Here is a 20,429-nt window from a genome sequence, read left to right on the forward strand (position 1 = left end):
GGCCGGCACGCCTGTGACGCTGTCCGCGATCGCGCTGGTCGCCATCTGGCTGCCGGTCCGCCGGGCGAGGGCGGCCGCCCCGCGCCCTTGAGCGGCATCCGTCGGACAGGCCCTACACCCTGCGCAGCCGGGGGAAGGCCGGTGCCGCCGTCAGGAAGGCCAGTGAGACCAGGACGAACGGCCAGGTGAAGGCGTGGCCGCCGGACGGTGCGAAGACGGCGGCCAGGGCCGGGGTGAGCACCGTCGCGGCGGCGGCGCCGGCCACCGCGTAGGCCAGGCTCCAGCCGTCCGCGGCGAGGAAGACCCCGCACAGCGCCATCGCGACCAGCACGGCGTTGTAGCCCAGCGCCCCCTCCGCCACCTGCTCGGCGGGGGCGCCCAGGGCCCATGCGGTGCAGATGCCGACGACGCTGCCGACGCAGGCCAGTGCGCCCGCCCGCCGGCAGGCGACGAAGATGCCGGCCAGGAAGATCAGGCCGACGTACCACTGCGGCATGAAGAAGATCTGTCCGACGTTGGCGAAGAAGGCGTGCCAGAGGTCGGAGAAGGTGAGGGCGGCGGGCCCGACGGCCGGGCGGGGGAGCGCGGCCGGGCCCGCGTCCTGGTGCCAGACCCGCTGGAATCCCGGCGCGGCGATGGTCAGCGCGCTGGCCGTCAGACAGAACGGCAGGGTGAAGGCCGGCAGGTCCCAGGTGGCCAGTATCCGCGCGGCGGCACCGGTCAGTACGGTGACCACCGCGCTGCCGGCCAGGGCGAGCAGGGCGGTGGAGAGCCGGTCGGCGCCGAGGAACACCGCGCAGCCGACCGCCACCAGGCAGGCGTTGAACCCTTCGAGCCCCGCGGTGATCCGGTCCCGGTCCACGCCCAGGAAGCGGGCGGTGGCGGTGCCGACGGCCGTGCCGATCAGGCCGTAGAGCCCGTATCCCCAGCCCGCCGCGAACAGGCCGATCGAGAACACCGCACCGGTCAGCGCGTTCGGCAGGAAGTCGACCTGCGCCTGGCCGCGCAGCACCTCGATGACGAACCGTCCGCCACGCGTCCGGAAGGGGCCGTTGATGGCCGTGCCCCACTCGCCCACGCCGCCTCCTGTTTCCCGCACCCGCCCCTGCCCGCCAGAGGCGGGTGCACTTTACAGCCGGCGGGCGGCGCTCATCGGCGGGTGGGGCCGGGCGGCGGTGCGAGCTCGGGGTGCTGCAGTGCCAGGCCGTCCACCAGGGCGCGCAGACCGGTCTCGAACGCGCCCTCGTCCACCTGCCGCTGGTGCTCCGCGAGGAGGTGCGCCTGGCCCAGGTGCGGATAGTCGGCGGGGTCGTACGCGCTCGGGTCGTCGACGAAGCCGCGGGCGAACGAGCCCAGCGCGGAGCCGGCCACGAAGTAGCGGACCATCGCGCAGACCCGGGTGGCCTGTGCGGGCGGCCAGCCCGCCTCGACCATGCCGCCGAACGCCGCGTCGGCCATCTTCAGCCCGGCCGGGCGCCGGCCCGGCCCCTGGGCGAGGAACGGCACGATGTGCGGATGGGCGGCGAGCGCCGCGCGGTAGGAGCGGGCCCAGTCCAGCAGCCCGGCGCGCCAGTCCGCGCCCTTCTCGAAGGTCGACACGTCGACCTTGGCGATGACCGTGTCGGCGACCGCGTCGAGGATCTCGTCCTTGGTCGTGAAGTGGTTGTACAGGGACGGCCCGCTCACGCCCAGCTCCGCCGCCAGCCGCCGGGTCGACAGCGCCGGCAGCCCTTCGGAGTCGATCAGCGCAAGCGCCGTGGAGACGATGCGCTCGCGGCTCAGCAGGGGCTTGCGGGGTCGGGCCATGGCGCACATAGTAGAGGCGCCCAGCAAAAACTAGCAGTGCTAATTAACGGTGTCCGGTGAGGGCGCGCGGCACTGCTCTTGGCCAGGAGGGGGCCGGATGGATCTGGAGCTCAGCGCGGAGCAGGCCGCGGCGCGGCAGCTCGCCAGGGACTTCGTCGACCGCGAGGTCGTGCCGTACGCCGCCGCCTGGGACCGTGCGGAGGAGGTCGACCGCGGCATCGTCCGAAAGCTCGGCGACCTCGGCTTCCTCGGTCTCACCGTTCCGGAGGAGTACGGCGGTTCCGGCGGCGACCACCTCTCCTACGTCCTGGTGACCGAGGAGCTGGGCCGCGGCGACTCCGCGGTGCGCGGCATCGTCTCCGTCTCCCTCGGCCTGGTGGCCAAGACCATCGCCTCCTGGGGCGAGGAGCGGCACAAACGGGAGTGGCTGCCGCGGCTGACCTCGGGCGAGGCGGTCGGCTGCTTCGGCCTGACCGAGCCCGGCACCGGATCCGACGCGGCGCAACTGGCCACCCGGGCGGTCCGCGACGGGGACGACTACGTCGTCGACGGCGCCAAGATGTTCATCACCAACGGCACCTGGGCCGATGTGGTGCTGCTCTTCGCCCGCACCGGCGACGCCCCGGGCCATCAGGGCATCAGCGCCTTCCTGGTGCCGACCGACAGCCCCGGCCTGACGCGCCGTGAGATCCACGGCAAGCTGGGGCTGCGCGGCCAGGCCACCGCGGAGCTGGTGCTGGACGGCGTACGGGTGCCGGCCGCCGCGATGCTGGGCCCCGAGGGCAAGGGCTTCTCGGTGGCGATGTCCGCGCTGGCCAAGGGGCGGATGTCGGTCGCCGCCGGCTGTGTGGGCATCGCCCAGGCCGCGCTGGACGCCGCGATCGGCTACGCGGGCCAGCGCGAGCAGTTCGGCAAGCCGATCGCCCGGCATCAGCTGGTGCAGGAGCTGATCAGCGACATCTCGGTGGACGTGGCCGCGGCGCGGCTGCTGACCTGGCGGGTGGCCGATCTCATCGAGCGCGGTGAGCCGTTCGCCACCGCCGCCTCCCAGGCCAAGCTGTTCGCCTCCGAGGCGGCGGTGCGCGCCGCCAACAACGCGCTCCAGGTCTTCGGGGGGTATGGCTATATCGACGAGTACCCGGTCGGCAAGCTGCTGCGCGACGCCCGGGTGATGACCCTCTACGAGGGCACCAGCCAGATACAGAAGCTGGTCATCGGCCGCGCGCTGACGGGGGTCTCCGCGTTCTGACCCCGCGGTGCGCGGGCGCCTCGCCGCCCGCCGGCCCCGGCGGGCGGCGTCCGGTCCTGCCACCGGACAGGCCCTAAGCGCTTGCTCAGTGGCGCGGTATGGTGTTCGATCCGTCCAAGGAAGTCCCTGGCGGATCGAGGAGCGGGGTGCGGCGATGGGTGCGGCGGCGGAGCAGGCTGCGGAGGAGAACCAGGAGTGGGCGGGGGTGACCCCGGACGCCGCGCGGCGGCTGGTCGGCGCCGCCGTCGAGGCGTTCGCCGAGCGCGGCTACCACGCCACCACCACCCGGGACATCGCCGGCCGGGCCGGTATGAGCCCGGCGGCCCTCTACATCCACTACAAGACCAAGGAAGAGCTGCTCTACCGCATCAGCGGCATCGGCCACGAAAAGGCGCTGCGCATCATGGGCGCCGCCGCGGAGGCCGAGGGCGGCGCCACCGAGCGACTGCGCGACGCGGTGCGGACCTTCGCCCGCTGGCACGCCGAGCACCACACCACCGCCCGGGTCATCCAGTACGAACTCCAGGCGCTGAGCCCCGAGCACTACACCGAGATCGCCGATCTGCGCCGCCGGACGGACCGCCTGCTGCGGCAGATCATCCAGGACGGCGCGGACAGCGGGGAGTTCCGGGCCGACGACGTCCCGGGCACCACCCTGGCGGTGCTGTCGCTGTGCGTGGACGTCGCCCGCTGGTTCTCGGCGGACGGCCCGCGCACCCCCGACGAGGTCGGCGCGCTCTACGCCGACCTCGTCCTGCGGATGGTGGGCGCCGACCCGGCGGGCCCCGCTACAGGTAGAAACGGCTGACCGACTCCGCGACGCACACCGGCTTGTCGCCGCCCTCGCGCTCGATCGTCACCACCGTGGTGAGCTGCACGCCGCCCTTGACCTCGGCGACGTCGGCGATCCTCGCCGTGGCGCGCAGCCGCGAGCCGACCGGCACGGTGGCCGGGAAGCGCACCTTGTTCGTGCCGTAGTTGATCCCCATCTTCACGTTGTCGACCCGCATCAGCTGCGGTACGAAGGCGGGCAGCAGCGACAGCGTCAGATAGCCGTGCGCGATGGTGGCGCCGAACGGGCCGGTCGCGGCCCGCTCCTGGTCCACGTGGATCCACTGGTGGTCGCCGGTGGCGTCGGCGAACAGATCGATCCGCTTCTGGTCGATCTCCAGCCAGTCGCTGGTGCCCAGCTCCTCGCCGACCGCGGCCCGCAGCTCGTCGAGCGATCCAAACACTCGGGGCTCTGCCATCTCCGTCTGCCTCCTTGGGATCCACCTACGCCGTCGTGCACCGGGTGCCGCCGTCGCACGCCGGGCCGACGCTTACTAAGCGCTTGCTCAGCATGCGGAGTACGAGTACCCGCTGTCAACGCTTGCGGAAACCCCGCCGCTAGGGCCTGTCCGATGGGCCATGGCCGGGTCCGCGGCGCCTGGCACGGCACCTCGCGGCGTTGCCGGAGCGTCCCGAGAGCTCCGCTATCGAGACGCTCCGGCGCCTTGCGATGCAGCTCGGCATCCAAAGGAGCACATGAGGAGCCGAGACGGAGTTCGCGCAGCGAACGCAGTGCACCAGACGCCGCGGCCCTTCCGACCCTGCCCCATCGGACAGGCCCTAGGCTGGAAACGTGCCCCAGCTTCCGTTCAAGGTTCATGAGCTCTCCGTCGGCCAGCTGTCCGCGCGCAGCGGCGCCGCGGTGTCCGCGCTGCACTTCTACGAGTCGAAGGGGCTGATCAGCAGCACCCGGACGGCGGGCAACCAGCGCCGCTACTCCCGGGACGCGCTGCGCCGGGTCGCCTTCGTCCGGGCGGCGCAGCGGGTCGGGATCCCGCTCGCGGTGATCCGGGACGCGCTGGCGGAGCTGCCGGACGAGCGGACCCCCAACCGCGACGACTGGGCCCGACTCTCCCAGGTGTGGCGCTCCGAGCTGGACGAGCGGATCAGCCAACTCGTCGAGCTGCGCGACCGGCTGACCGACTGCATCGGCTGCGGCTGCCTCTCGCTGGAGAGGTGCGCGCTGTCCAACCCCTACGACAACCTCGGCGAGCAGGGGCCCGGCGCCCGGCGGCTGCGGGTCGACCGGGGCGCCAAGGACCCGGAGTCCGCACCGCCCCGCCCGGAGGAGGCGTCGCCGCGCCCGGAGGCCGTGCCGTCGTCGTGCCGGGACAGCGCCCAGGGATGAGCGCGGCCGCGCCCGCCCCATGGCGGGACGGGCCGGCCGGTCAGCCCGCGCTCACCACAGGGCCGGCTTGCGGGCCGCCCACGGGCGGGCCTGCTCCAGCTGGGCGGAGAGCGCGATCAGCGTCGCCTCGTCGCCGTACCGGCCGGCCAGCATCACACCGATCGGCAGCCCCTCGGCGTTCCAGTACAGCGGGACGTTGACCGCGGGCTGTCCGGTGGCGTTGCAGAGCGCGGTGAACGGGGTGAAGGACCCGAGGGCGGCGAACTCGGCCTGCGGGTCGGCGTCGTTGCGCAGCTCGCCCACGGCCACCGGGGGCGTCGCCAAGGTCGGTGAGAGGATCACGTCGTAGCCGGTTCCCGGCGGCATCAGGCCGTCGGCGAGGGACTGGGCGAGCATGCGGAAGGCGTACATCGAGCGTGCGAAGTCCGTGCCGGAGACCTGACCACCGCGCTCGCGCAGATAGCGGGTGAGCGGCATCAGCAGCTCCTCGCCCTCCGGCGGGACCGGCTGGTTGGCGGCCATCACGGACCACACGCGGGTGAAGGCCTCGCGGATCGAGTCGTCCGACGGCAGCGACAGCTGCTCGACCTGGTGGCCGAGCCCGGTCAGCAGCGCGGCGGTGTCGTCGGCGGCCGTACGGCAGTCGGGGTGGATCTCGACGCCCGGGATGGGCGCCCCGGTCAGCCAGGCGATCCGCAGCCGTCCGGGGTCGCGCAGGGCGTACGAGGCGAAGGTCTCGCCGGGCGGCAGCGACGGCGCCGCGTACGGGTCGCCGGGCATCGCGCCCGCCATGACGTCCAGCAGGGTGGCCGCGTCGGCGACCGTACGGGCCAGCGGGCCGGAGGTCGCCAGTCCGGTGATGTCGTGCATCAGCGGGCCGCCGCTGATCCGGCCGCGGCTGGGCTTGATGCCGTACAGCCCGCAGGCCGACGCCGGGATGCGGATCGAGCCGCCGCCGTCGCTGCCGTGCGCGAGGGGGGCCAGGCCGCCGGCGACCGCCGCGGCCGCGCCGCCGCTGGAGCCGCCCGCCGAGCGCGCCAGGTCCCAGGGGGTGCGGGCGGGCGGGGCGAAGCCGTTCTCGGTGTAGCAGGGCAGCCCGAATTCGGGCGTGTTGGTCTTGCCGAGCAGGATGGTGCCGGCCGCCCGCAGCTTGCCCGCGACATGGTGGTCGACCTCCGGCACATGCTCGGCGAGCGCCCGTGAACCCATCGTGCAGCGCACCCCGGCGACCTGGTGGAGGTCCTTCATGGGGACCGGGACGCCGTGCAGCGGCGGCAGTTCGCGGCCCTCGCGGCGGGCCGCGGCGGCCTCGCTCTCGGCCTCGGCCGCCTGCTTGCGGGCGATCTCCGGGGTGCGGGTGATGAAGGCGCCCAGTGTGTCGTCGAGCCGATCGATCCGCGCGAGGTAGTGCTCGGTCAGCTCCACGGGGGAGAGCTCACCGGACCGGATCCCCTCGGCCTGTTCGAGCGCGGACAGATCGTGTAGCTCGGCCATGGACGTCTCCCTACCTACGGGTGCCCGCGCGGCCCTGGTGCCGTACGGGCGCAAGGGCCGGTTTGCCTGCGCCGGATGCGCTGTCGGTGCGGGTGGTCAGCCCGTGAACAGTTGTTTCAGCTTGAGGGTGAGTTCGTAAAGGCCGTACAGGAAGGGGGCGGCCACCCACAGCCAGACGAGGACGAGGAGGAGGGTGCGGCGGGCGGTCACTGCTCGGCTCCCTTCGTGTCGGCGGGCGCGGGCCCGGATGTGGCGCGCCCGTCGGCGGTCGACTGGGCACCGGACGCGGGGGGTTGGTGGTGCCGGGGGTGCACGGGGCGGATGAGTTCGTTGGCGACGAAGCCCACGGCCAGCAGGCCGATCATGATGAAGAAGGAGGTGGAGTAGAGGTCGGGGCCGCTGCGGCCGGCCGACTTCCCGCCGTCGGCGACGGCGTTGACGATCAGCGGGCCCAGTACGCCCGCGGTGGACCAGGCCGTCAGCAGCCGGCCGTGGATCGCGCCCACCTGATACGTGCCGAACAGGTCCTTCACATACGCCGGGAGGGTGGCGAACCCGCCGCCGTAGAAGGACAGGATCACCGCCGCGCAGGCGATGAACAACGGCTTGGAAGCATCACCGGCCAGCGCGATCAGCAGGTACATCAGGGCGCCGGCGCCCAGGTAGAGGCGGTAGGCGTTCTTGCGGCCGGCCAGGTCGGAGGCCGAGGACCAGACGATCCGGCCGAGCATGTTGGCCAGCGAGAGCAGGCCCACGAAGCCGGCCGCGGCCGACGCGCTCACCGGTGCCGCGGTGCGGGCGAAGAAGTCGGAGACCATCGGGGCGGCCTTCTCCAGGATGCCGATGCCCGCCGTGACGTTCATGCACAGGATGACCCACAGGCACCAGAACTGCGGTGTGCGCAGCGCGCCGCGCGCCGAGACCTGGGCCGTGGTGACCAGCGGCCGGGCCGCCGAGGCGGCCACGGCCGGCCGGCCCGGCGGCCGCCAGTCGTCGGCGGGGACCCGCACCAGCACCACGCCCAGGGACATGAACACGGCGTAGCACGCGCCCATGACCAGGAAGGTCCGCGCGATGCCGGAGGTATCGGACCCCAGGGTGGCGAGCAGCTGGACGGACCAGGGCGAGGCGATCAGCGCGCCGCCGCCGAAGCCCATGATGGCGATGCCGGTGGCCATTCCGGGGCGGTCGGGGAACCACTTGATGAGGGTGGAGACCGGGGAGATGTAGCCGATGCCCAGGCCGATGCCGCCGATGACGCCGTAACCGAGGACGATCAGCCAGTACCGGCCGGCGGCCGCGCCGAGGGCGGCGACGAGTAAGCCGCCGCAGAAGCAGAGGGCCGAGACGCACATCGCCCAGCGCGGGCCGTTGCGTTCGACGAGCGTGCCCCCGAACGCCGCGGACAGCCCGAGCATCACGATGGCCAGCTGGAAGGGGAGCGCGGAGGCCGTCCCGGACAGCTTCAGGGCCGACTCCAGGGGCGGTTTGAACACGCTCCAGGCGTAGGCCTGTCCGATGGCGAGATGGATGGACAGGGCGGCGGGCGGCACGAGCCACCGGCTCCACCCCGAAGGCGCGACGATGCGGGAACGGGCGGACGCGATCATGTGGCGGAACGTACCCCGCCGATCACCCTCCGGGAAGGCCGCACGCCGAAGTCGCCGCGGCGCGCACCAACGCGGCGTTGCCGTCGGCCGGGGTGCGGCGAGAGGGAGCCCCGGCCGCACGGGGTCCTGGGGTGGACATGGACGTCCTCGGCACCGGCCGCCACCGCCTGCCGCGCCGCCTCGGCGAGCGCCGCCGGCGGCATCGGCGCCGCGCCCGAATCGGCCGCGGTCCGCGGTCCGTTGAGACATACCCGCGACATGCCACCGATGGGGGCACCGGGGTCCGACAACGGCTCCGGCCGTGGTGTGCGGACCGGGCGCTCCTACGCCGGCAAGCGGCGGCGGCCACCGGGCTCAGGCCGCGGCGAACGCCCCGGCGCCCTGGGCGCGGACCGCCGAGGTCAGCGCCTCACGGGTGAGCACCGACGCCGGGGCCAGCACCCCGCACTGTCGGCAGGCCGGCCCGGGTGCCGGGACGTCGGCCGTCTCCGGGAGCCAGGCGAAGCGGGTGCCGCCGCACACCGGGCAGTCCCGGCGCGGCCGCCCCGCCTCCATCGCCACGATCATGCGGCGCAGCACCTCCGCGAGCCGGGCCGCCGGGTGCCGTTGCGGTGACTCGCACGGCACGATGTCGCAGCCGCCCCAGGTCCGCCGGTGCCAGTCGTCGATCGCGCTGGGCTGCCGGATGCCGTCGTGCTTCTCCTTGCGGCGCCGGGCGGCGAACTCCTCCTCGTACGCGAGCCAGAGGGCGCGGGCCTCTTCCAGCTCGGTCAGCGCGGCGACCAGCCGCTCCGGGTCCGGATCGCGGTCCTGGGTCGCGATACCGGCCCGGGTGCACAGATGGTGCCAGGTCGCCCGGTGTCCGTAAGGGGCGAAGCGTTCAAGGCACTTGCGCAGGGCGGTACGCCGCTGAGCTGCGACGAGTCGTGGATTGCGGACCTGTTCTGCGAGGGCTCTGAAACCGGCCATTTCATCCCACCTCCGGGGGGAGGATCCGACTGGACGGGGATGGGACGTAGCCGGCCGCCGCCTGGATCCATCGAACTTTCGTGCGGTTCGCCGGTGTCGCGGCGAGATGTCACGACAGTGGCGGCCGTTGCGTCTGTGGGGAATTGGAAAAGGTGACTGTTGTTCACCTTCCGGCCGGGGATAACCGCCGGTAACGTCCCGCCCACCCTCCCCCGAGTTCGTGAGGAGCAGGGGGGACCCCCATCGAGGAGCAGGGATGCGACGACGTACCGGAAGGCTCAGGACCGCCGCGGCGGCGGCCCTGTTCGCCTTGGGTGCCACGGTCTTGGCACCACCCCCCACCGCGGCCGCCGCGCGGAACTTGGACCAGGCCGCCCACGACTACTGCGAAGGCCAGTGCGCCGACATCCTGCCGCCCGGCGCCACCGGCAACGCCACCCTGGTGGAGATCCTCGGCAACAAGCTGTTCGGCACCCACCCCGCGCACTCCACCGACCAACTCGCCCCGTACGGCGCGCTGGCCACCGGCTACCAGTCGCTCACCGACGACACCCTCACCCAGTTCTTCAACGACGCCTCCTTCGGCGTGCCCGACGGCCAGGTCGGCAAGGTCACCGCGCCCCGCGACGACGTGACCATCACCCGCGACAAGAAGACCGGCGTCCCGCACATCAAGGGCACCACCCGCTACGGCACCGAGTTCGGCGCCGGATACGCCGCGGGCCAGGACCGGCTCTGGCTGATGGACCTCTTCCGCCACATCGGCCGCGGCGAGCTGACCTCCTTCGCCGGCGGAGCGCTCGCCAACCAGGGCCTGGAGCAGCAGTTCTGGCCGCAGGCGCCGTACACCGAGAAGGACCTCCAGCAGCAGGTCGACTACATCAGGGACCACAACGGCGAGCGCGGCAAGCAGGCCATGGCCGACGCGCAGGCGTACGTCGACGGCATCAACGCCTACCGCGAGCAGTCCAAGAACGGCCGCTACTTCCCCGGCGAGTACGTCCTCACCGGGCACATCGACGCGATCACCAACGCCGGTGAGATCGCGCCGTTCACCCTCACCGACCTGATAGCGCTGGCCTCCGTGGTCGGCGGCCTCTTCGGCAACGGCGGCGGCGGGGAGGTCACCAACGCCCTGTCCCTGCTCGCCGCCCAGCAGAAGTACGGCGTCGAGAAGGGCACCGAGGTCTGGGAGTCCTTCCGGGAGCGCAACGACCCCGAGGCGGCCAAGACCCTGCACGACGGCAGCAGCTTCCCGTACGCCGTCAAGCCGGCCAGGGCCAAGGGCACGGCGCTGCCGGACCACGGCTCGGTCACCCCCGAGCCACTGGTCTTCGACCGCACCGGCGCGGCGACCACCAAGAGCGGTACGCCGCCCCGGGACCCGGTCGCGGCCCCGAAGAAGTTCCGCAAGCTGGAGGGCCTGTTCAAGGACGGGGTGCTGCCCAAGGGCAGCTTCAACCCCCACCAGCGCCGCGGGATGTCCAACGCCCTGCTGGTCTCCGGCAAGCACACCGCCAGTGGGCACCCCGTCGCCGTCTTCGGCCCGCAGACCGGCTACTTCGCGCCCCAGCTGCTGATGCTCCAGGAGATCCAGGGGCCCGGCATCAGCGCCCGCGGAGCCTCCTTCGCGGGCGTCGGGATGTACGTCCAGCTCGGCCGCGGCCAGGACTACGCCTGGAGCGCCACCTCCGCCGGCCAGGACATCACCGACACCTACGCGGTCGAACTGTGCAACGCCGACGGCTCGCCGGCCGCCAAGGACTCCACCTCCTACCGCTACCGCGGCTCCTGCGTCCCCATGGAGAAGCTGGAGCGCACCAACTCCTGGAAGCCCACCATCGCCGACCCGACGGCGGCCGGCTCGTACCGGATGCAGGTCTTCCGGACGAAGTACGGGACCGTCACCCACCGCGCCACCGTCCGCGGCAAGCCCGTCGCCTACACCGCCCAGCGCTCCACCTACCGCCACGAGGCCGACTCGATCATCGGCTTCCAGATGCTCAACGACCCCTCCGCCGTACGCGACGCCAGGTCCTTCCAGAAGGCCGCCCAGCACATCGGCTACGCCTTCAACTGGTTCTACGCCGACTCCCGCGACACCGCGTACTACAACAGCGGCCTCAACCCGGTCCGCAACCCCGCCGTCGACCCCTCGCTGCCCATCACGGCGGACGACGCCTACGAGTGGCAGGGCTACGACCCCGCCACCAACACCACCGACTACACCCCGCCCGCCCAGCACCCACAGTCCGTCAACCAGGACTACTACATCTCCTGGAACAACAAGCAGGCCGACGACTACGACTCGGCCGGCTTCGGCAACGGCTCGGTGCACCGCGGCAACCTGCTGGACGACCGGGTGCGCGCACTGACCGAGGAGGGCGGGGTGACCCGGGCCTCGCTGACCCGGGCGATGTCCGAGGCCGCCGTCACCGACCTGCGCGGCGAGGACGTGCTGCCCGAACTCCTGCGCGTGCTGGGCAGCAAGCCGGTCACCGACCCCCGGCTGAAGACCGCCGTCCAGCAGCTGCAGGCCTGGCGCAAGGACGGCGCCCAGCGCCGCGAGACCGCCGCCGGGTCGCACGCCTACACCCACCCCGACGCGGTCCGGCTGATGGACGCCTGGTGGCCGCTGATGATCGAGGCCGTCTTCAAGCCGGGCCTGGGCGGCGACCTGTACGACGCGCTGGGCGCCAACCTCGCCGTCGACGAGTCGCCGTCGGCCGGCCACGGCCCGACCGGAGGGCACGCGGGATCGGCGTTCCAGTACGGCTGGTGGAGCTACGCGGACAAGGACCTGCGCTCGGTGCTCGGTGACAAGGTCCGAGGTCCGCTCGCCAAGCGCTACTGCGGGGGCGGCGACCTCTCCGCCTGTCGCGACACCCTCCTGACCACGCTCGCGCAGGCGAGCGGCAGGACGGCCGAGCAGGTCTACCCGGGCGACGCGAGCTGCAAGGCCGGCGACCAGTGGTGCGCGGACGCCATCATCCACCGCGCGGTGGGCGGGCTGACCCACGACACCATCAGCTGGCAGAACCGGCCGACGTACCAGCAGGTCGTGGAGTTCCCGGCACACCGATAGACGGGTACCGGACACCGGTAGGCGGCTACCGGACACCGGTCGCCGGCAGGCGAAGGCCCCGGGTGGGATCCCGGGGCCTTCGCACGGGTGCGCGGGCTATGCTGCACAGTCCTGATTTCCGGGGAGGGAAAGCGAGTTGGGCGCGCATGGCCTTGTCAGGTCCGCAGCAGTACCCGCCGGAGCTGCTGGACACCACCATGGACCAGCTGCGCACTCTGATCGTCGTCCATGAGACGGGCACCGCGCTGGGCGCCGCCCGCCGGTTGGGCCGCGAACAGTCCAGTGTGCAAAAGCAGCTGGACAGGATGAACCGCACCTTCGCCGCGCTGTGCGGCGAGGAGCTGGTGCTCAAACAGGGACGGGGGAGGGACGCCCTGTTCACCGCGACCGGCGAGGCCCTGGTCGACCTGGCGCGGCGCACACTCGGCGAGTGGTCGGACGGTGTGCAGGGCGCCCGCCGCCGGCTCGGCAGGACGCTCTCCGTCGGCACCACCCGCTACACCCTCGGCTTCCTGCTGGACGCGGTGGAACGCGTCCGCGAGGACTACGAACGCGACGGTGTCGACCTCAAGGTCACTCACGTCCGCACCGGCGACCTCTTCACCAAACTGCGGTCCAAGGAACTCGACCTGGTCTGCGGCAGCGTCGTGGTCACGGAAGGCGCGGAGGCCGAACTGCTGGCTCCGTACGAGGTCATGGAGTGGCGCCGCAGCGGTCTGTCGCTGCTGACGAACCTGCCGCCGGAGCGGCTGCCCGGCACCTCCCTCGGCGCGGGCGAGCTGCCCCGACTGCCCCTGGTGATCTCGACGCGCGGCCTCATCGGCCGCTTCCTGACCGCGTGGTACGGCCCGGACTACCGCCAGCGGCTGTCCGTAGCGGCCGAGATCGAGGCCGCGCACTACGGCTTCGAGCTGCTGCGCTCCGGGGTCGTCAGCGGGGCGATGCTGGTCACCCGGGGCATCGGGGAGGCGGCCGCGGACGGCCGCCTCCCGGAGGCCGGCGGGCTGCGCACCCTGGAGATCGTCGGGGAGGCGGAGCCCCGGACCGAGGTGCTGGTCGGGGTCTTCACCCGGCGCGGGGAGCGGGCGTCGTATCCGCCCGGACACCCCCTCAACCTCCTGTGGGACGCGCTGTCGAGGGAGAGCGGCCGGTGGTGGCTCAGCTCGTGAGGCCCGCGCCGGAGCCCGCCGGCACCCCTACCAGGGGCTCGGGCCCTCAGGTCAGGTCCCGCTCCCGGGTCTCCGGCAGCGCCAGGACGCACACCAGGGAGACCACCGCCATGGCGCTCATGTACCAGCCCACCGACGTGGAGCCGAACTCCGACTGGAGCCGGGTGGCGACCAGAGGTGCCACCGCGCCGCCCAGCACCCCGCCCAGGTTGTAGGCCAGGGAGGCGCCCGAGTACCGCACCGCCGTACCGAACAGCTCCGGCAGGTACGCGCCCATCGGGCCGTACACCACGCCCATGCAGAACAGCGCGCCGCCGAGGCCGAGCGCGATCAGCGCCGGCTGCCGGGTGTCCAGCAGCGGGAAGAGCACCAGCCCCCAGAGCGCCGACAGGCCGCAGCCCGCCAGGACCAGCTTGCGGCGGCCGGCAGTGTCGGAGCGGGTGGCGGCGAGCCAGGTGCCGGCGGTCAGGAAGAGGCAGGCGATCAGGGAGAGCCCCAGCATGGTGTTGCGCGAGACGCCCAGTTCGCCGGTCGCGTAGGCCAGGCAGTAGGTCGTCGCGGTGTAGAAGAGCCCGTACGCCACGATCATGCCGCCGGCGCCCAGCAGCAGTTCGCGCGGATGCCGGCGCAGCACGTCGACCACGGGGACCCTGCTGGCCTCCTGAGCGTCCATCACCTTCGCGAAGACCGGTGTCTCGCTGATCTTCAGCCGCACGAACAGCCCGACGCCGACCAGCAGGAACGACAGCAGGAACGGCACCCGCCAGCCCCACGAGCGGAACGCCGCGTCGTCCAGCACCGACGACAGCAGCCAGAACACCCCGGTCGCCGCGAGGAATCCGACGGACGGGCCGATCTGCGGGAAGGCGGCATACAGCCCACGGCGCCTGCGCGGTGCGTGCTCGACCGCGAGCAGCGCCGCCCCGCCCCACTCGCCGCCCAGGCCGATGCCCTGCAGGAAGCGCAGCGCGATCAGCAGCAGCGGCGCCCAGACGCCCCAGGTGCCGTAGCCCGGCAGCAGTCCGACCAGCGCCGTGGACAGCCCCATCAGCAACAGCGAGGCGACCAGCACGGACTTGCGGCCCACCCGGTCGCCGAAGTGGCCGAAGATCACCGAGCCGATCGGCCGCGCGGCGAACGCCACCGCGTAGGTGGAGAAGGCCGCCAGGGTGGCGTTGACCGGCGAGAGGGTCGGAAAGAACGCCTGGTTGAGGACGAGCGCGGCGGCCGTCCCGTAGATGTAGAAGTCGTAGAACTCGATGGCCGTCCCGATGAACGAGGCCACGGCCACCCGCCGCAGGCTCTCGCCCCCGGCGTCCGCACCGGCCGCCGCCGGCGCACCGGCCGCCGTTTTCTGCACTGCTGTCGCATCATTGTTCACCAGCGCACTTTCCTGGTCGCTGTACGAGACAGTCAATAGCCGAACGCGCCGTCCCGGCCCCTGAGACGGACCGCGCGGCGTCGCTCGTCGGCGGGCGCGGTCCGTTGTCAGTGCCGTGTGGAACACTCGCCGGTGTGTTCGACCAAAGGGTCGAACGAGCTGTATATCAAGGGGGATTGGCTGTCATGGGCGTGACCATCGGGTTCATCGGCGCGACGACGGAGGAGCTGGACAGGGCGGAGAAGGACCCGGCGTGGGCCGACGGGTACACCTTCGAGCTGTACACCGGCGACGACGTCCCGGCGCGCCCCCAGGGCGGGCCGGACAAGGCGTGGGGCGGCCTGCAGTTCCTGCTCGACCAGACGGACCTGTACCTGGACTTCCTGATGGACGGCTCGCCGATCCTGGAGGACGGCACCCTGTTCGGGTGGTCAGCGGTGCAGATCGAGAGCCTGGCACGGCAGTTGCGGGCCACCTCGTGGGAGGAACTGGCGGTCCATTACGACCCCGAGCAGATGATGAAGGAGGAGGTGTACCCCAACGTGTGGAGGTTCGACCCCGAGGGCGAGCTGGAGTGGCTGAAGAGCGCCTACGAGGAACTCGTCGCGTTCTTCTCCGAGGCGGCCGAGGGCGGCTACGGGGCGTTCATGAGCTTCAGCTTCTAGGTCCGGCCCCTGAGGCTCCTTCGCGCCGCCGTGCGCCGCCCCGGTCAGTGCGGCGACGGATAGCGAAGATAACGGGCCCGCACGGCGCGGAACGCGGCGAGATCCTCCTGCCAGGCGGCGACGATCTCGTCCGGCTCCGCGCCCGCGTCGATCATCCTGCGCACGGTCGACGACCCGGTCAGCCGGTCGATGCCGTGGTCCGGGCGCCAGGCGAAGCCGTCCCAGACCCGCTGCGCGGTCACGAGCAGCGCGATGCCGGTGCGCACCGGGTCGAACGCCTCCCGGTCGTGCACATGGAGCTGGACTCCGCCGATCGTCTTCCCCTGGAACTTGGAGAAGGTGGGGGCGAAGTAGGCCTCCCTGAAGTGCACGCCGGGCAGGGCGAGTTCGTTCGCGGCCGCGGCCCAGCGGCGGTCGATTCCGTCGGCGCCCAGCAGCTCGAAGGGGCGGGTGGTGCCGCGCCCCTCGGAGAGGTTGGTGCCCTCGAACAGGCAGGTGCCCGCGTAGACGAGGGCGGTGTCCGGGGTGGGCATGTTGGGGCTGGGGGGTACCCACGGCAGGCCCGTGGCGTCGTAGAAGTCGCCGCGCCGCCAGCCGGTCATCCGCACGGTCTGAAGCTCCACCGGCCGTCCGGCGGCCGCGGGGACGAACTCGCCGTTGAACAGCAGCGCCAGTTCCAGCACCGTCATGCCGTGCGCCTGGGAGATCGGCTCGCGGCCGATGAAGGAGGCGTAGGCCTTGTCCAGGACCGGGCCGGCGGCGAAGCGGCCGGTGACCGGGTTCGGGCGGTCGAGGACGACGAAGCGCTTGCCGGCGAGGACGGCCGCGACCATGCAGTCGTAGAGCGTCCAGATATAGGTGTAGAAGCGCGCGCCGACGTCCTGGATGTCGAAGACGACGGTGTCCACGCCGGAGGCGGTGAAGACGGCGGCGAGCTCCTTGCCGCTCTTGTTGTAGGTGTCGTAGACCGGTAGCCCGGTGGCGGGATCGTCGTAGCGGCCTTCGGAGCCGCCCGCCTGCGCGGTGCCCCGGAAGCCGTGCTCGGGGCCGAAGACGGCGGTCAGCCGCACCCGTTCGTCGGCGTGCAGCACGTCCACGACGTGCTCGGCCGTCCGGGTGATGCCGGTGGGGTTGGTGACGATGCCGACCCGTCGGCCCTCCAGGAGGCGGTAGTCGTCGGCGGCCAGGCGCTCGAAGCCGGTGTGCACCCGCCGCCCGCCGCCGGGCGCCGGCTCGGCGGCCCGTGCGGGGGGTGCGGTCGCGGCCAGGGCCGTGCCGGCCGCGCCGGTCGCCGCCAGATGCCCGAGCAGAACGCGTCTCGACAGAGCCATCCGCACACCTCCGTGTCCAGCAGAGCAGGGAGCAGGGAACCAAGCGATGCGTGCCGTGTGCACGCTAGCCCGCCGGGCGCCGTTGGGGAACGGACCGGGCCGCGGCGAGCGGGGACCTTCCCGCTCATGGGAGACCCCCGGTCGAGCGAGGTCGAGACCGGGGGAGGAGTCGAGAGCCGGGGACGGCCTCTTCCGCCAGGACATACCGACTGGTTAGTCTGCCTGTCAGTCGAACCGATGCGACCGAGGGAGACCCAGTAGTGGAAGCCGTACGGGACAAGGCCGTCGTCGTGACCGGGGCGGGCGGGGGGATCGGTGCGGCCCTGGCCCGCCGGTTCGCCGCCGAGGGGGCCCGGGTCGTGGTCAACGACCTGGACGAGGCCAAGGCGAAGCGGACCGCCGAGGAGATCGGCGCCCTCGTGGTCCCCGGTGACGCCTCCACCGTCGTCCCGGCCGCCCGCGAGGCGCTCGGCGGCGCGATCGACGTCTTCTGCGCCAACGCCGGGGTCGGCACCGGCGGCGGGCCCAACGCGCCCGAGGAGGACTGGGCGCTGGCCTGGGACGTCAATGTCATGGCCCATGTACGGGCGGCGAAGCAGCTGCTGCCGGAGTGGCTGGAGCGCGGCAACGGGCGCTTCGTCTCCACCGTCTCCGCGGCCGGCCTGCTCACCATGGTCGAGGCGGCCCCGTACAGCGTCACCAAGCACGGCGCGTACGCCTTCGCCGAGTGGCTCTCGCTGACCTACCGGCACCGCGGCATCGACGTGCACGCCATCTGCCCCCAGGGCGTACGCACCGACATGCTCGCCGCCACCGGAGCCGCCGGGGAGCTGGTGCTGACCCCCACGGCCGTCGAGCCCGCGGCCGTCGCCGACGCGCTCTTCGCGGCGATGGAGCAGGGCCGCTTCCTGGTGCTGCCGCACCCGGAGGTCGCCGACTACTACGCCGCCCGGGCCGCCGACCCCGACCGCTGGCTGGGCGGCATGAACCACCTCCAGCGGAAACTGGAACAGGCGGAGGGCCGCGCCTGAGCCTTCTTCGGCAGGAACGGGTGGCGGGCCGGCCGGGCCCGGGCCGCCACCCCACGTCACACCAGGTGTTCCCCCGCAGGGATGATCAGGCGATCAGGAAGAAAGGGCCGCACCCCGATGACCTCCTACCAGGACAAGCCGTGGCTGGCACAGCTCACCGAAGCCCAGCGCGCCCCCGTCCGGCCGCACCCCTCGATGCTGCACGCCTTCCGGGCCGCGGTCGGCCGCGCCCCCGACCGCACCGCGCTCGCCTACTTCGACGGCCGGCTGTCCTACGCCGAGACCGACGCGCTCTCCGACGGCATCGCCGCCCACCTCGCCGGCCGCGGGTTCCGGCGCGGTGACCGTGCCGCGGTCATGCTCCAGAACACCCCGCACTTCGTGCTCGCGGTGCTCGGCGTGTGGAAGGCCGGCGGGGTGGTCGTGCCCCTCAACCCCATGTACAAGTCCGCCGAGGCCCGGCACATCCTCGACGACGCCGAGGCCACCGCCGTCATCTGCGCCGACCGCACCTGGGACGGCTATCTGCGCGCCACCGCGGCCGAGGCCCCCTCCGTACGGATCGCGCTGACCGCCGCCGAGCGGGAGCTGCAGACCCGCGACGACGCCCGGGTGCTGCGCGGCGAGCCGCTCGGGCCGCAGGAAGGGGCCGACGACCTGCAGACCGCCGCCCGCACCGCCGGGAGACTGCGCGCGGCCCTGGCCGACCCGGAGCTCACCGCCGACGACCTCGCGCTGATCAGCTACACCTCCGGCACCTCCGGCACCCCCAAGGGCGCCACCAACACCCACGGCAACATCACCTACAACGCCGAACGCCAGCGCACCGGCCTGAGCCTGCCCGAGGGCGCCACCTACTTCGCGCTCGCCCCGCTCTTCCACATCACCGGCATGGTCTGCGAACTGGCCGCCTGCATCGCCAACACCGGCACCCTCGCGCTCGCCTACCGCTTCGAGGCGGGCGTCGTCCTGGACGCCTTCCTGGAGCACCGCCCCGCCTACACGGTCGGCCCCTCCACCGCCTACATGGCGCTGATGGCCCACCCCGGCGTCACCCGCGACCACTTCGCGTCCTTCACGACGATGTCCTCCGGCGGCGCGCCGCTGCCGCCCGCCCTCGTCGAGAAGTTCCGGGCCGGCTTCGGCCCCTACCTCCACAACGGCTACGGCCTGACCGAGTGCACCGCGCCCTGCGCCAGCGTCCCGCCGGGCCGGCAGGCGCCGGTCGACGAGGTCTCCGGCACGCTCGCCGTCGGGGTGCCCGGCCCCGACACGGTCATCCGGATCGTCGGCGAGGACGGCCGGGACCTGCCGTTCGGCGAGCAGGGCGAGATCGCGGTGCGCGGCCCCCAGGTCGTCCCCGGCTACTGGCGCCGCCCCGACGCCACCGCCGAGGCCCTCCCGGACGGCGAACTGCGCACCGGCGACATCGGCTTCATGGACACCGACGGCTGGCTGTACGTCGTCGACCGCAAGAAGGACATGATCAACGCGGCCGGCTTCAAGGTGTGGCCGCGGGAGGTCGAGGACGTGCTCTACGGCCACCCCGCGGTGCGCGAGGCGGCGGTCGTCGGTGTGCCCGACCCCTACCGGGGCGAGACGGTCAAGGCGTATGTCAGCCTGCGTCCGGGGCAGGATCTGGACCCCGCCGAGCTGTCCGCCTACTGCGAGGAGCGGCTCGCGGCGTACAAATATCCCCGTGAGGTGGAGATCCTGGCAGAGCTTCCCAAGACCACGAGTGGCAAGATCCTCCGACGGGAGCTGCGCCACCGCGCATGACGTACGCACGAAGGACAGGTGAGGGCGATGGCCGGCACGAAGGACGGCAACGGCAACGGCGGCGCGAAGCCGGTGGCCCAGAGGCTGCTGGCCACCGCCACCAAGCTCTTCGCGGAGCAGGGCTATGACCGCACCTCCGTCCAGGAGATCGTCGACGCGGCGGGCGTCACCAAGGGCGCCCTGTACCACTACTTCGGCTCCAAGGACGATCTGCTGCACGAGGTCTACGGCCGGGTCCTGCGGCTGCAGCAGGAGCGCCTGGACCACTTCGCGAACGCCGACGCGCCGGTCGAGCGGCGGCTGCGCGACGCCGCCGCCGACGTCGTCGTCACCACCATCGAGAACCTCGACGACACCAAGATCTTCTTCCGCTCGATGCACCATCTCAGCCCGGAGAAGGACAAGCAGGTGCGCGCCGAGCGGCGGCGCTACCACGAGCGCTTCCGGGCCCTGATCGAGGAGGGCCAGCGCGCCGGGGTGTTCGCCGCCGGCATCCCCGCCGACCTCGTCGTGGACTACCACTTCGGCTCGGTGCACCACCTCGGCACGTGGTACCGCGAGGACGGCCCGCTCAGCCCGCAGCAGGTCGCCGACCACCTGGCGGACCTGCTGCTGCGCGCCCTGCGGCCCTGAGAGGCGACGGACGGCGCCGGGCCCCGCGGCTGTAAGTCCGCGGGGCCC

17 protein-coding genes and 1 pseudogene are annotated in these 20,429 nt (G+C 72.6%); 9 read left to right on the forward strand and 9 right to left on the reverse strand.

The genetic code is table 11. The features are described 5' to 3' along the window. Positions 1–112: 112 nt before the first annotated feature. The gene (locus ACFWZH_RS26260) at positions 113–1,078 is read right to left on the reverse strand and encodes an urea transporter (protein WP_384435986.1); all 966 of its coding nucleotides are present in this window, start codon (positions 1,076–1,078) and stop codon (positions 113–115) included. A 71-nt stretch (positions 1,079–1,149) separates the two neighbouring features. Further along, entirely contained in the window at positions 1,150–1,806 is a 657-nt protein-coding gene (locus tag ACFWZH_RS26265) for a TetR/AcrR family transcriptional regulator (RefSeq protein ID WP_384435989.1), read from the reverse strand. 97 nt (positions 1,807–1,903) lie between these two features. Here ACFWZH_RS26265 and ACFWZH_RS26270 point away from each other — a divergent pair, with 97 nt between their 5' ends. Continuing rightward, entirely contained in the window at positions 1,904–3,055 is a 1,152-nt protein-coding gene (locus ACFWZH_RS26270) for an acyl-CoA dehydrogenase family protein (RefSeq protein ID WP_384435992.1), read from the forward strand. A gap of 154 nt (positions 3,056–3,209) precedes the next feature. Further along, complete coding sequence (locus tag ACFWZH_RS26275) at positions 3,210–3,863, forward strand: TetR/AcrR family transcriptional regulator (protein WP_384435995.1); 654 nt, start codon at positions 3,210–3,212, stop codon at positions 3,861–3,863. On the opposite strand, the gene ACFWZH_RS26280 is transcribed toward ACFWZH_RS26275, so the two are convergent. Next, a complete protein-coding gene (locus ACFWZH_RS26280) occupies positions 3,844–4,305 on the reverse strand; it encodes a MaoC family dehydratase (protein WP_384435998.1) in 462 nt (153 codons plus the stop codon). The two genes, ACFWZH_RS26275 and ACFWZH_RS26280, sit on opposite strands and share 20 nt — an antisense overlap. Before the next feature lie 374 nt (positions 4,306–4,679). Here ACFWZH_RS26280 and soxR point away from each other — a divergent pair, with 374 nt between their 5' ends. Next, positions 4,680–5,234 (forward strand): redox-sensitive transcriptional activator SoxR, encoded by a 555-nt coding sequence (gene soxR / locus ACFWZH_RS26285; RefSeq protein ID WP_384436001.1) that lies wholly within the window; start codon positions 4,680–4,682, stop codon positions 5,232–5,234. Between the two features lie 51 nt (positions 5,235–5,285). On the opposite strand, the gene ACFWZH_RS26290 is transcribed toward soxR, so the two are convergent. From ACFWZH_RS26290 to ACFWZH_RS26305, 4 genes and pseudogenes are all read right to left on the reverse strand, one after another. Further along, positions 5,286–6,728 (reverse strand): amidase, encoded by a 1,443-nt coding sequence (locus tag ACFWZH_RS26290; RefSeq protein WP_384436004.1) that lies wholly within the window; start codon positions 6,726–6,728, stop codon positions 5,286–5,288. Between the two features lie 206 nt (positions 6,729–6,934). Then, entirely contained in the window at positions 6,935–8,338 is a 1,404-nt protein-coding gene (locus ACFWZH_RS26295) for an OFA family MFS transporter (RefSeq protein WP_384436007.1), read from the reverse strand. 95 nt (positions 8,339–8,433) lie between these two features. Continuing rightward, positions 8,434–8,598: pseudogene (locus ACFWZH_RS26300) on the reverse strand (3-keto-5-aminohexanoate cleavage protein); the annotation flags it as partial. Positions 8,599–8,692: 94 nt separating this feature from the next. Next, positions 8,693–9,307, reverse strand: coding sequence for a hypothetical protein (locus tag ACFWZH_RS26305; protein ID WP_384436010.1), 615 nt, complete (start codon positions 9,305–9,307; stop codon positions 8,693–8,695). A gap of 256 nt (positions 9,308–9,563) precedes the next feature. Between ACFWZH_RS26305 and ACFWZH_RS26310 the strand changes: the two genes are divergently transcribed. Both ACFWZH_RS26310 and ACFWZH_RS26315 read left to right on the forward strand, forming a co-directional pair. Further along, a complete protein-coding gene (locus tag ACFWZH_RS26310) occupies positions 9,564–12,392 on the forward strand; it encodes a penicillin acylase family protein (protein ID WP_384436013.1) in 2,829 nt (942 codons plus the stop codon). 146 nt (positions 12,393–12,538) lie between these two features. After that, the gene (locus ACFWZH_RS26315; RefSeq protein ID WP_384436016.1) at positions 12,539–13,561 is read left to right on the forward strand and encodes a LysR family transcriptional regulator; all 1,023 of its coding nucleotides are present in this window, start codon (positions 12,539–12,541) and stop codon (positions 13,559–13,561) included. 46 nt (positions 13,562–13,607) lie between these two features. On the opposite strand, the gene ACFWZH_RS26320 is transcribed toward ACFWZH_RS26315, so the two are convergent. Then, positions 13,608–14,942, reverse strand: a complete 1,335-nt coding sequence (locus ACFWZH_RS26320) for an MFS transporter (protein WP_384436019.1) — start codon at positions 14,940–14,942, stop codon at positions 13,608–13,610. A 185-nt stretch (positions 14,943–15,127) separates the two neighbouring features. On the opposite strand from ACFWZH_RS26320, the gene ACFWZH_RS26325 reads away from it, so the two are divergent. After that, entirely contained in the window at positions 15,128–15,607 is a 480-nt protein-coding gene (locus ACFWZH_RS26325; protein ID WP_384436022.1) for a DUF1877 family protein, read from the forward strand. Positions 15,608–15,651: 44 nt separating this feature from the next. On the opposite strand, the gene ACFWZH_RS26330 is transcribed toward ACFWZH_RS26325, so the two are convergent. Continuing rightward, positions 15,652–16,938, reverse strand: a complete 1,287-nt coding sequence (locus tag ACFWZH_RS26330) for an exo-beta-N-acetylmuramidase NamZ domain-containing protein (protein WP_384436025.1) — start codon at positions 16,936–16,938, stop codon at positions 15,652–15,654. A 260-nt stretch (positions 16,939–17,198) separates the two neighbouring features. Between ACFWZH_RS26330 and ACFWZH_RS26335 the strand changes: the two genes are divergently transcribed. The 3 genes from ACFWZH_RS26335 (at position 17,199) to ACFWZH_RS26345 (ending at position 20,381) form a co-directional block, all read left to right on the forward strand. Further along, complete coding sequence (locus ACFWZH_RS26335) at positions 17,199–17,969, forward strand: SDR family oxidoreductase (RefSeq protein WP_384436028.1); 771 nt, start codon at positions 17,199–17,201, stop codon at positions 17,967–17,969. 117 nt (positions 17,970–18,086) lie between these two features. Next, entirely contained in the window at positions 18,087–19,748 is a 1,662-nt protein-coding gene (locus ACFWZH_RS26340; protein WP_384436031.1) for an AMP-binding protein, read from the forward strand. Positions 19,749–19,775: 27 nt separating this feature from the next. Beyond that, positions 19,776–20,381, forward strand: a complete 606-nt coding sequence (locus ACFWZH_RS26345) for a TetR/AcrR family transcriptional regulator (protein WP_384436034.1) — start codon at positions 19,776–19,778, stop codon at positions 20,379–20,381. The last annotated feature ends 48 nt before the right edge of the window (positions 20,382–20,429 follow it).

It is taken from the genome of Streptomyces sp. NPDC059008, assembly GCF_042749045.1.
Classification (GTDB): domain Bacteria; phylum Actinomycetota; class Actinomycetes; order Streptomycetales; family Streptomycetaceae; genus Streptomyces.

Bases quoted from the DNA above. Each gene is read 5' to 3' on its own strand.
- ACFWZH_RS26265 (WP_384435989.1), bottom strand. From the start codon at position 1,806: ATGGCCCGACCCCGCAAGCCCCTGCTGAGCCGCGAGCGCATCGTCTCC.
- ACFWZH_RS26270 (WP_384435992.1), top strand. From the start codon at position 1,904: ATGGATCTGGAGCTCAGCGCGGAGCAGGCCGCGGCGCGGCAGCTCGCC.
- ACFWZH_RS26275 (WP_384435995.1), top strand. From the start codon at position 3,210: ATGGGTGCGGCGGCGGAGCAGGCTGCGGAGGAGAACCAGGAGTGGGCG.
- ACFWZH_RS26280 (WP_384435998.1), bottom strand. From the start codon at position 4,305: ATGGCAGAGCCCCGAGTGTTTGGATCGCTCGACGAGCTGCGGGCCGCG.
- ACFWZH_RS26290 (WP_384436004.1), bottom strand. From the start codon at position 6,728: ATGGCCGAGCTACACGATCTGTCCGCGCTCGAACAGGCCGAGGGGATC.
- ACFWZH_RS26295 (WP_384436007.1), bottom strand. From the start codon at position 8,338: ATGATCGCGTCCGCCCGTTCCCGCATCGTCGCGCCTTCGGGGTGGAGC.
- ACFWZH_RS26305 (WP_384436010.1), bottom strand. From the start codon at position 9,307: ATGGCCGGTTTCAGAGCCCTCGCAGAACAGGTCCGCAATCCACGACTC.
- ACFWZH_RS26310 (WP_384436013.1), top strand. From the start codon at position 9,564: ATGCGACGACGTACCGGAAGGCTCAGGACCGCCGCGGCGGCGGCCCTG.
- ACFWZH_RS26315 (WP_384436016.1), top strand. From the start codon at position 12,539: ATGGCCTTGTCAGGTCCGCAGCAGTACCCGCCGGAGCTGCTGGACACC.
- ACFWZH_RS26325 (WP_384436022.1), top strand. From the start codon at position 15,128: ATGGGCGTGACCATCGGGTTCATCGGCGCGACGACGGAGGAGCTGGAC.
- ACFWZH_RS26330 (WP_384436025.1), bottom strand. From the start codon at position 16,938: ATGGCTCTGTCGAGACGCGTTCTGCTCGGGCATCTGGCGGCGACCGGC.
- ACFWZH_RS26340 (WP_384436031.1), top strand. From the start codon at position 18,087: ATGACCTCCTACCAGGACAAGCCGTGGCTGGCACAGCTCACCGAAGCC.
- ACFWZH_RS26345 (WP_384436034.1), top strand. From the start codon at position 19,776: ATGGCCGGCACGAAGGACGGCAACGGCAACGGCGGCGCGAAGCCGGTG.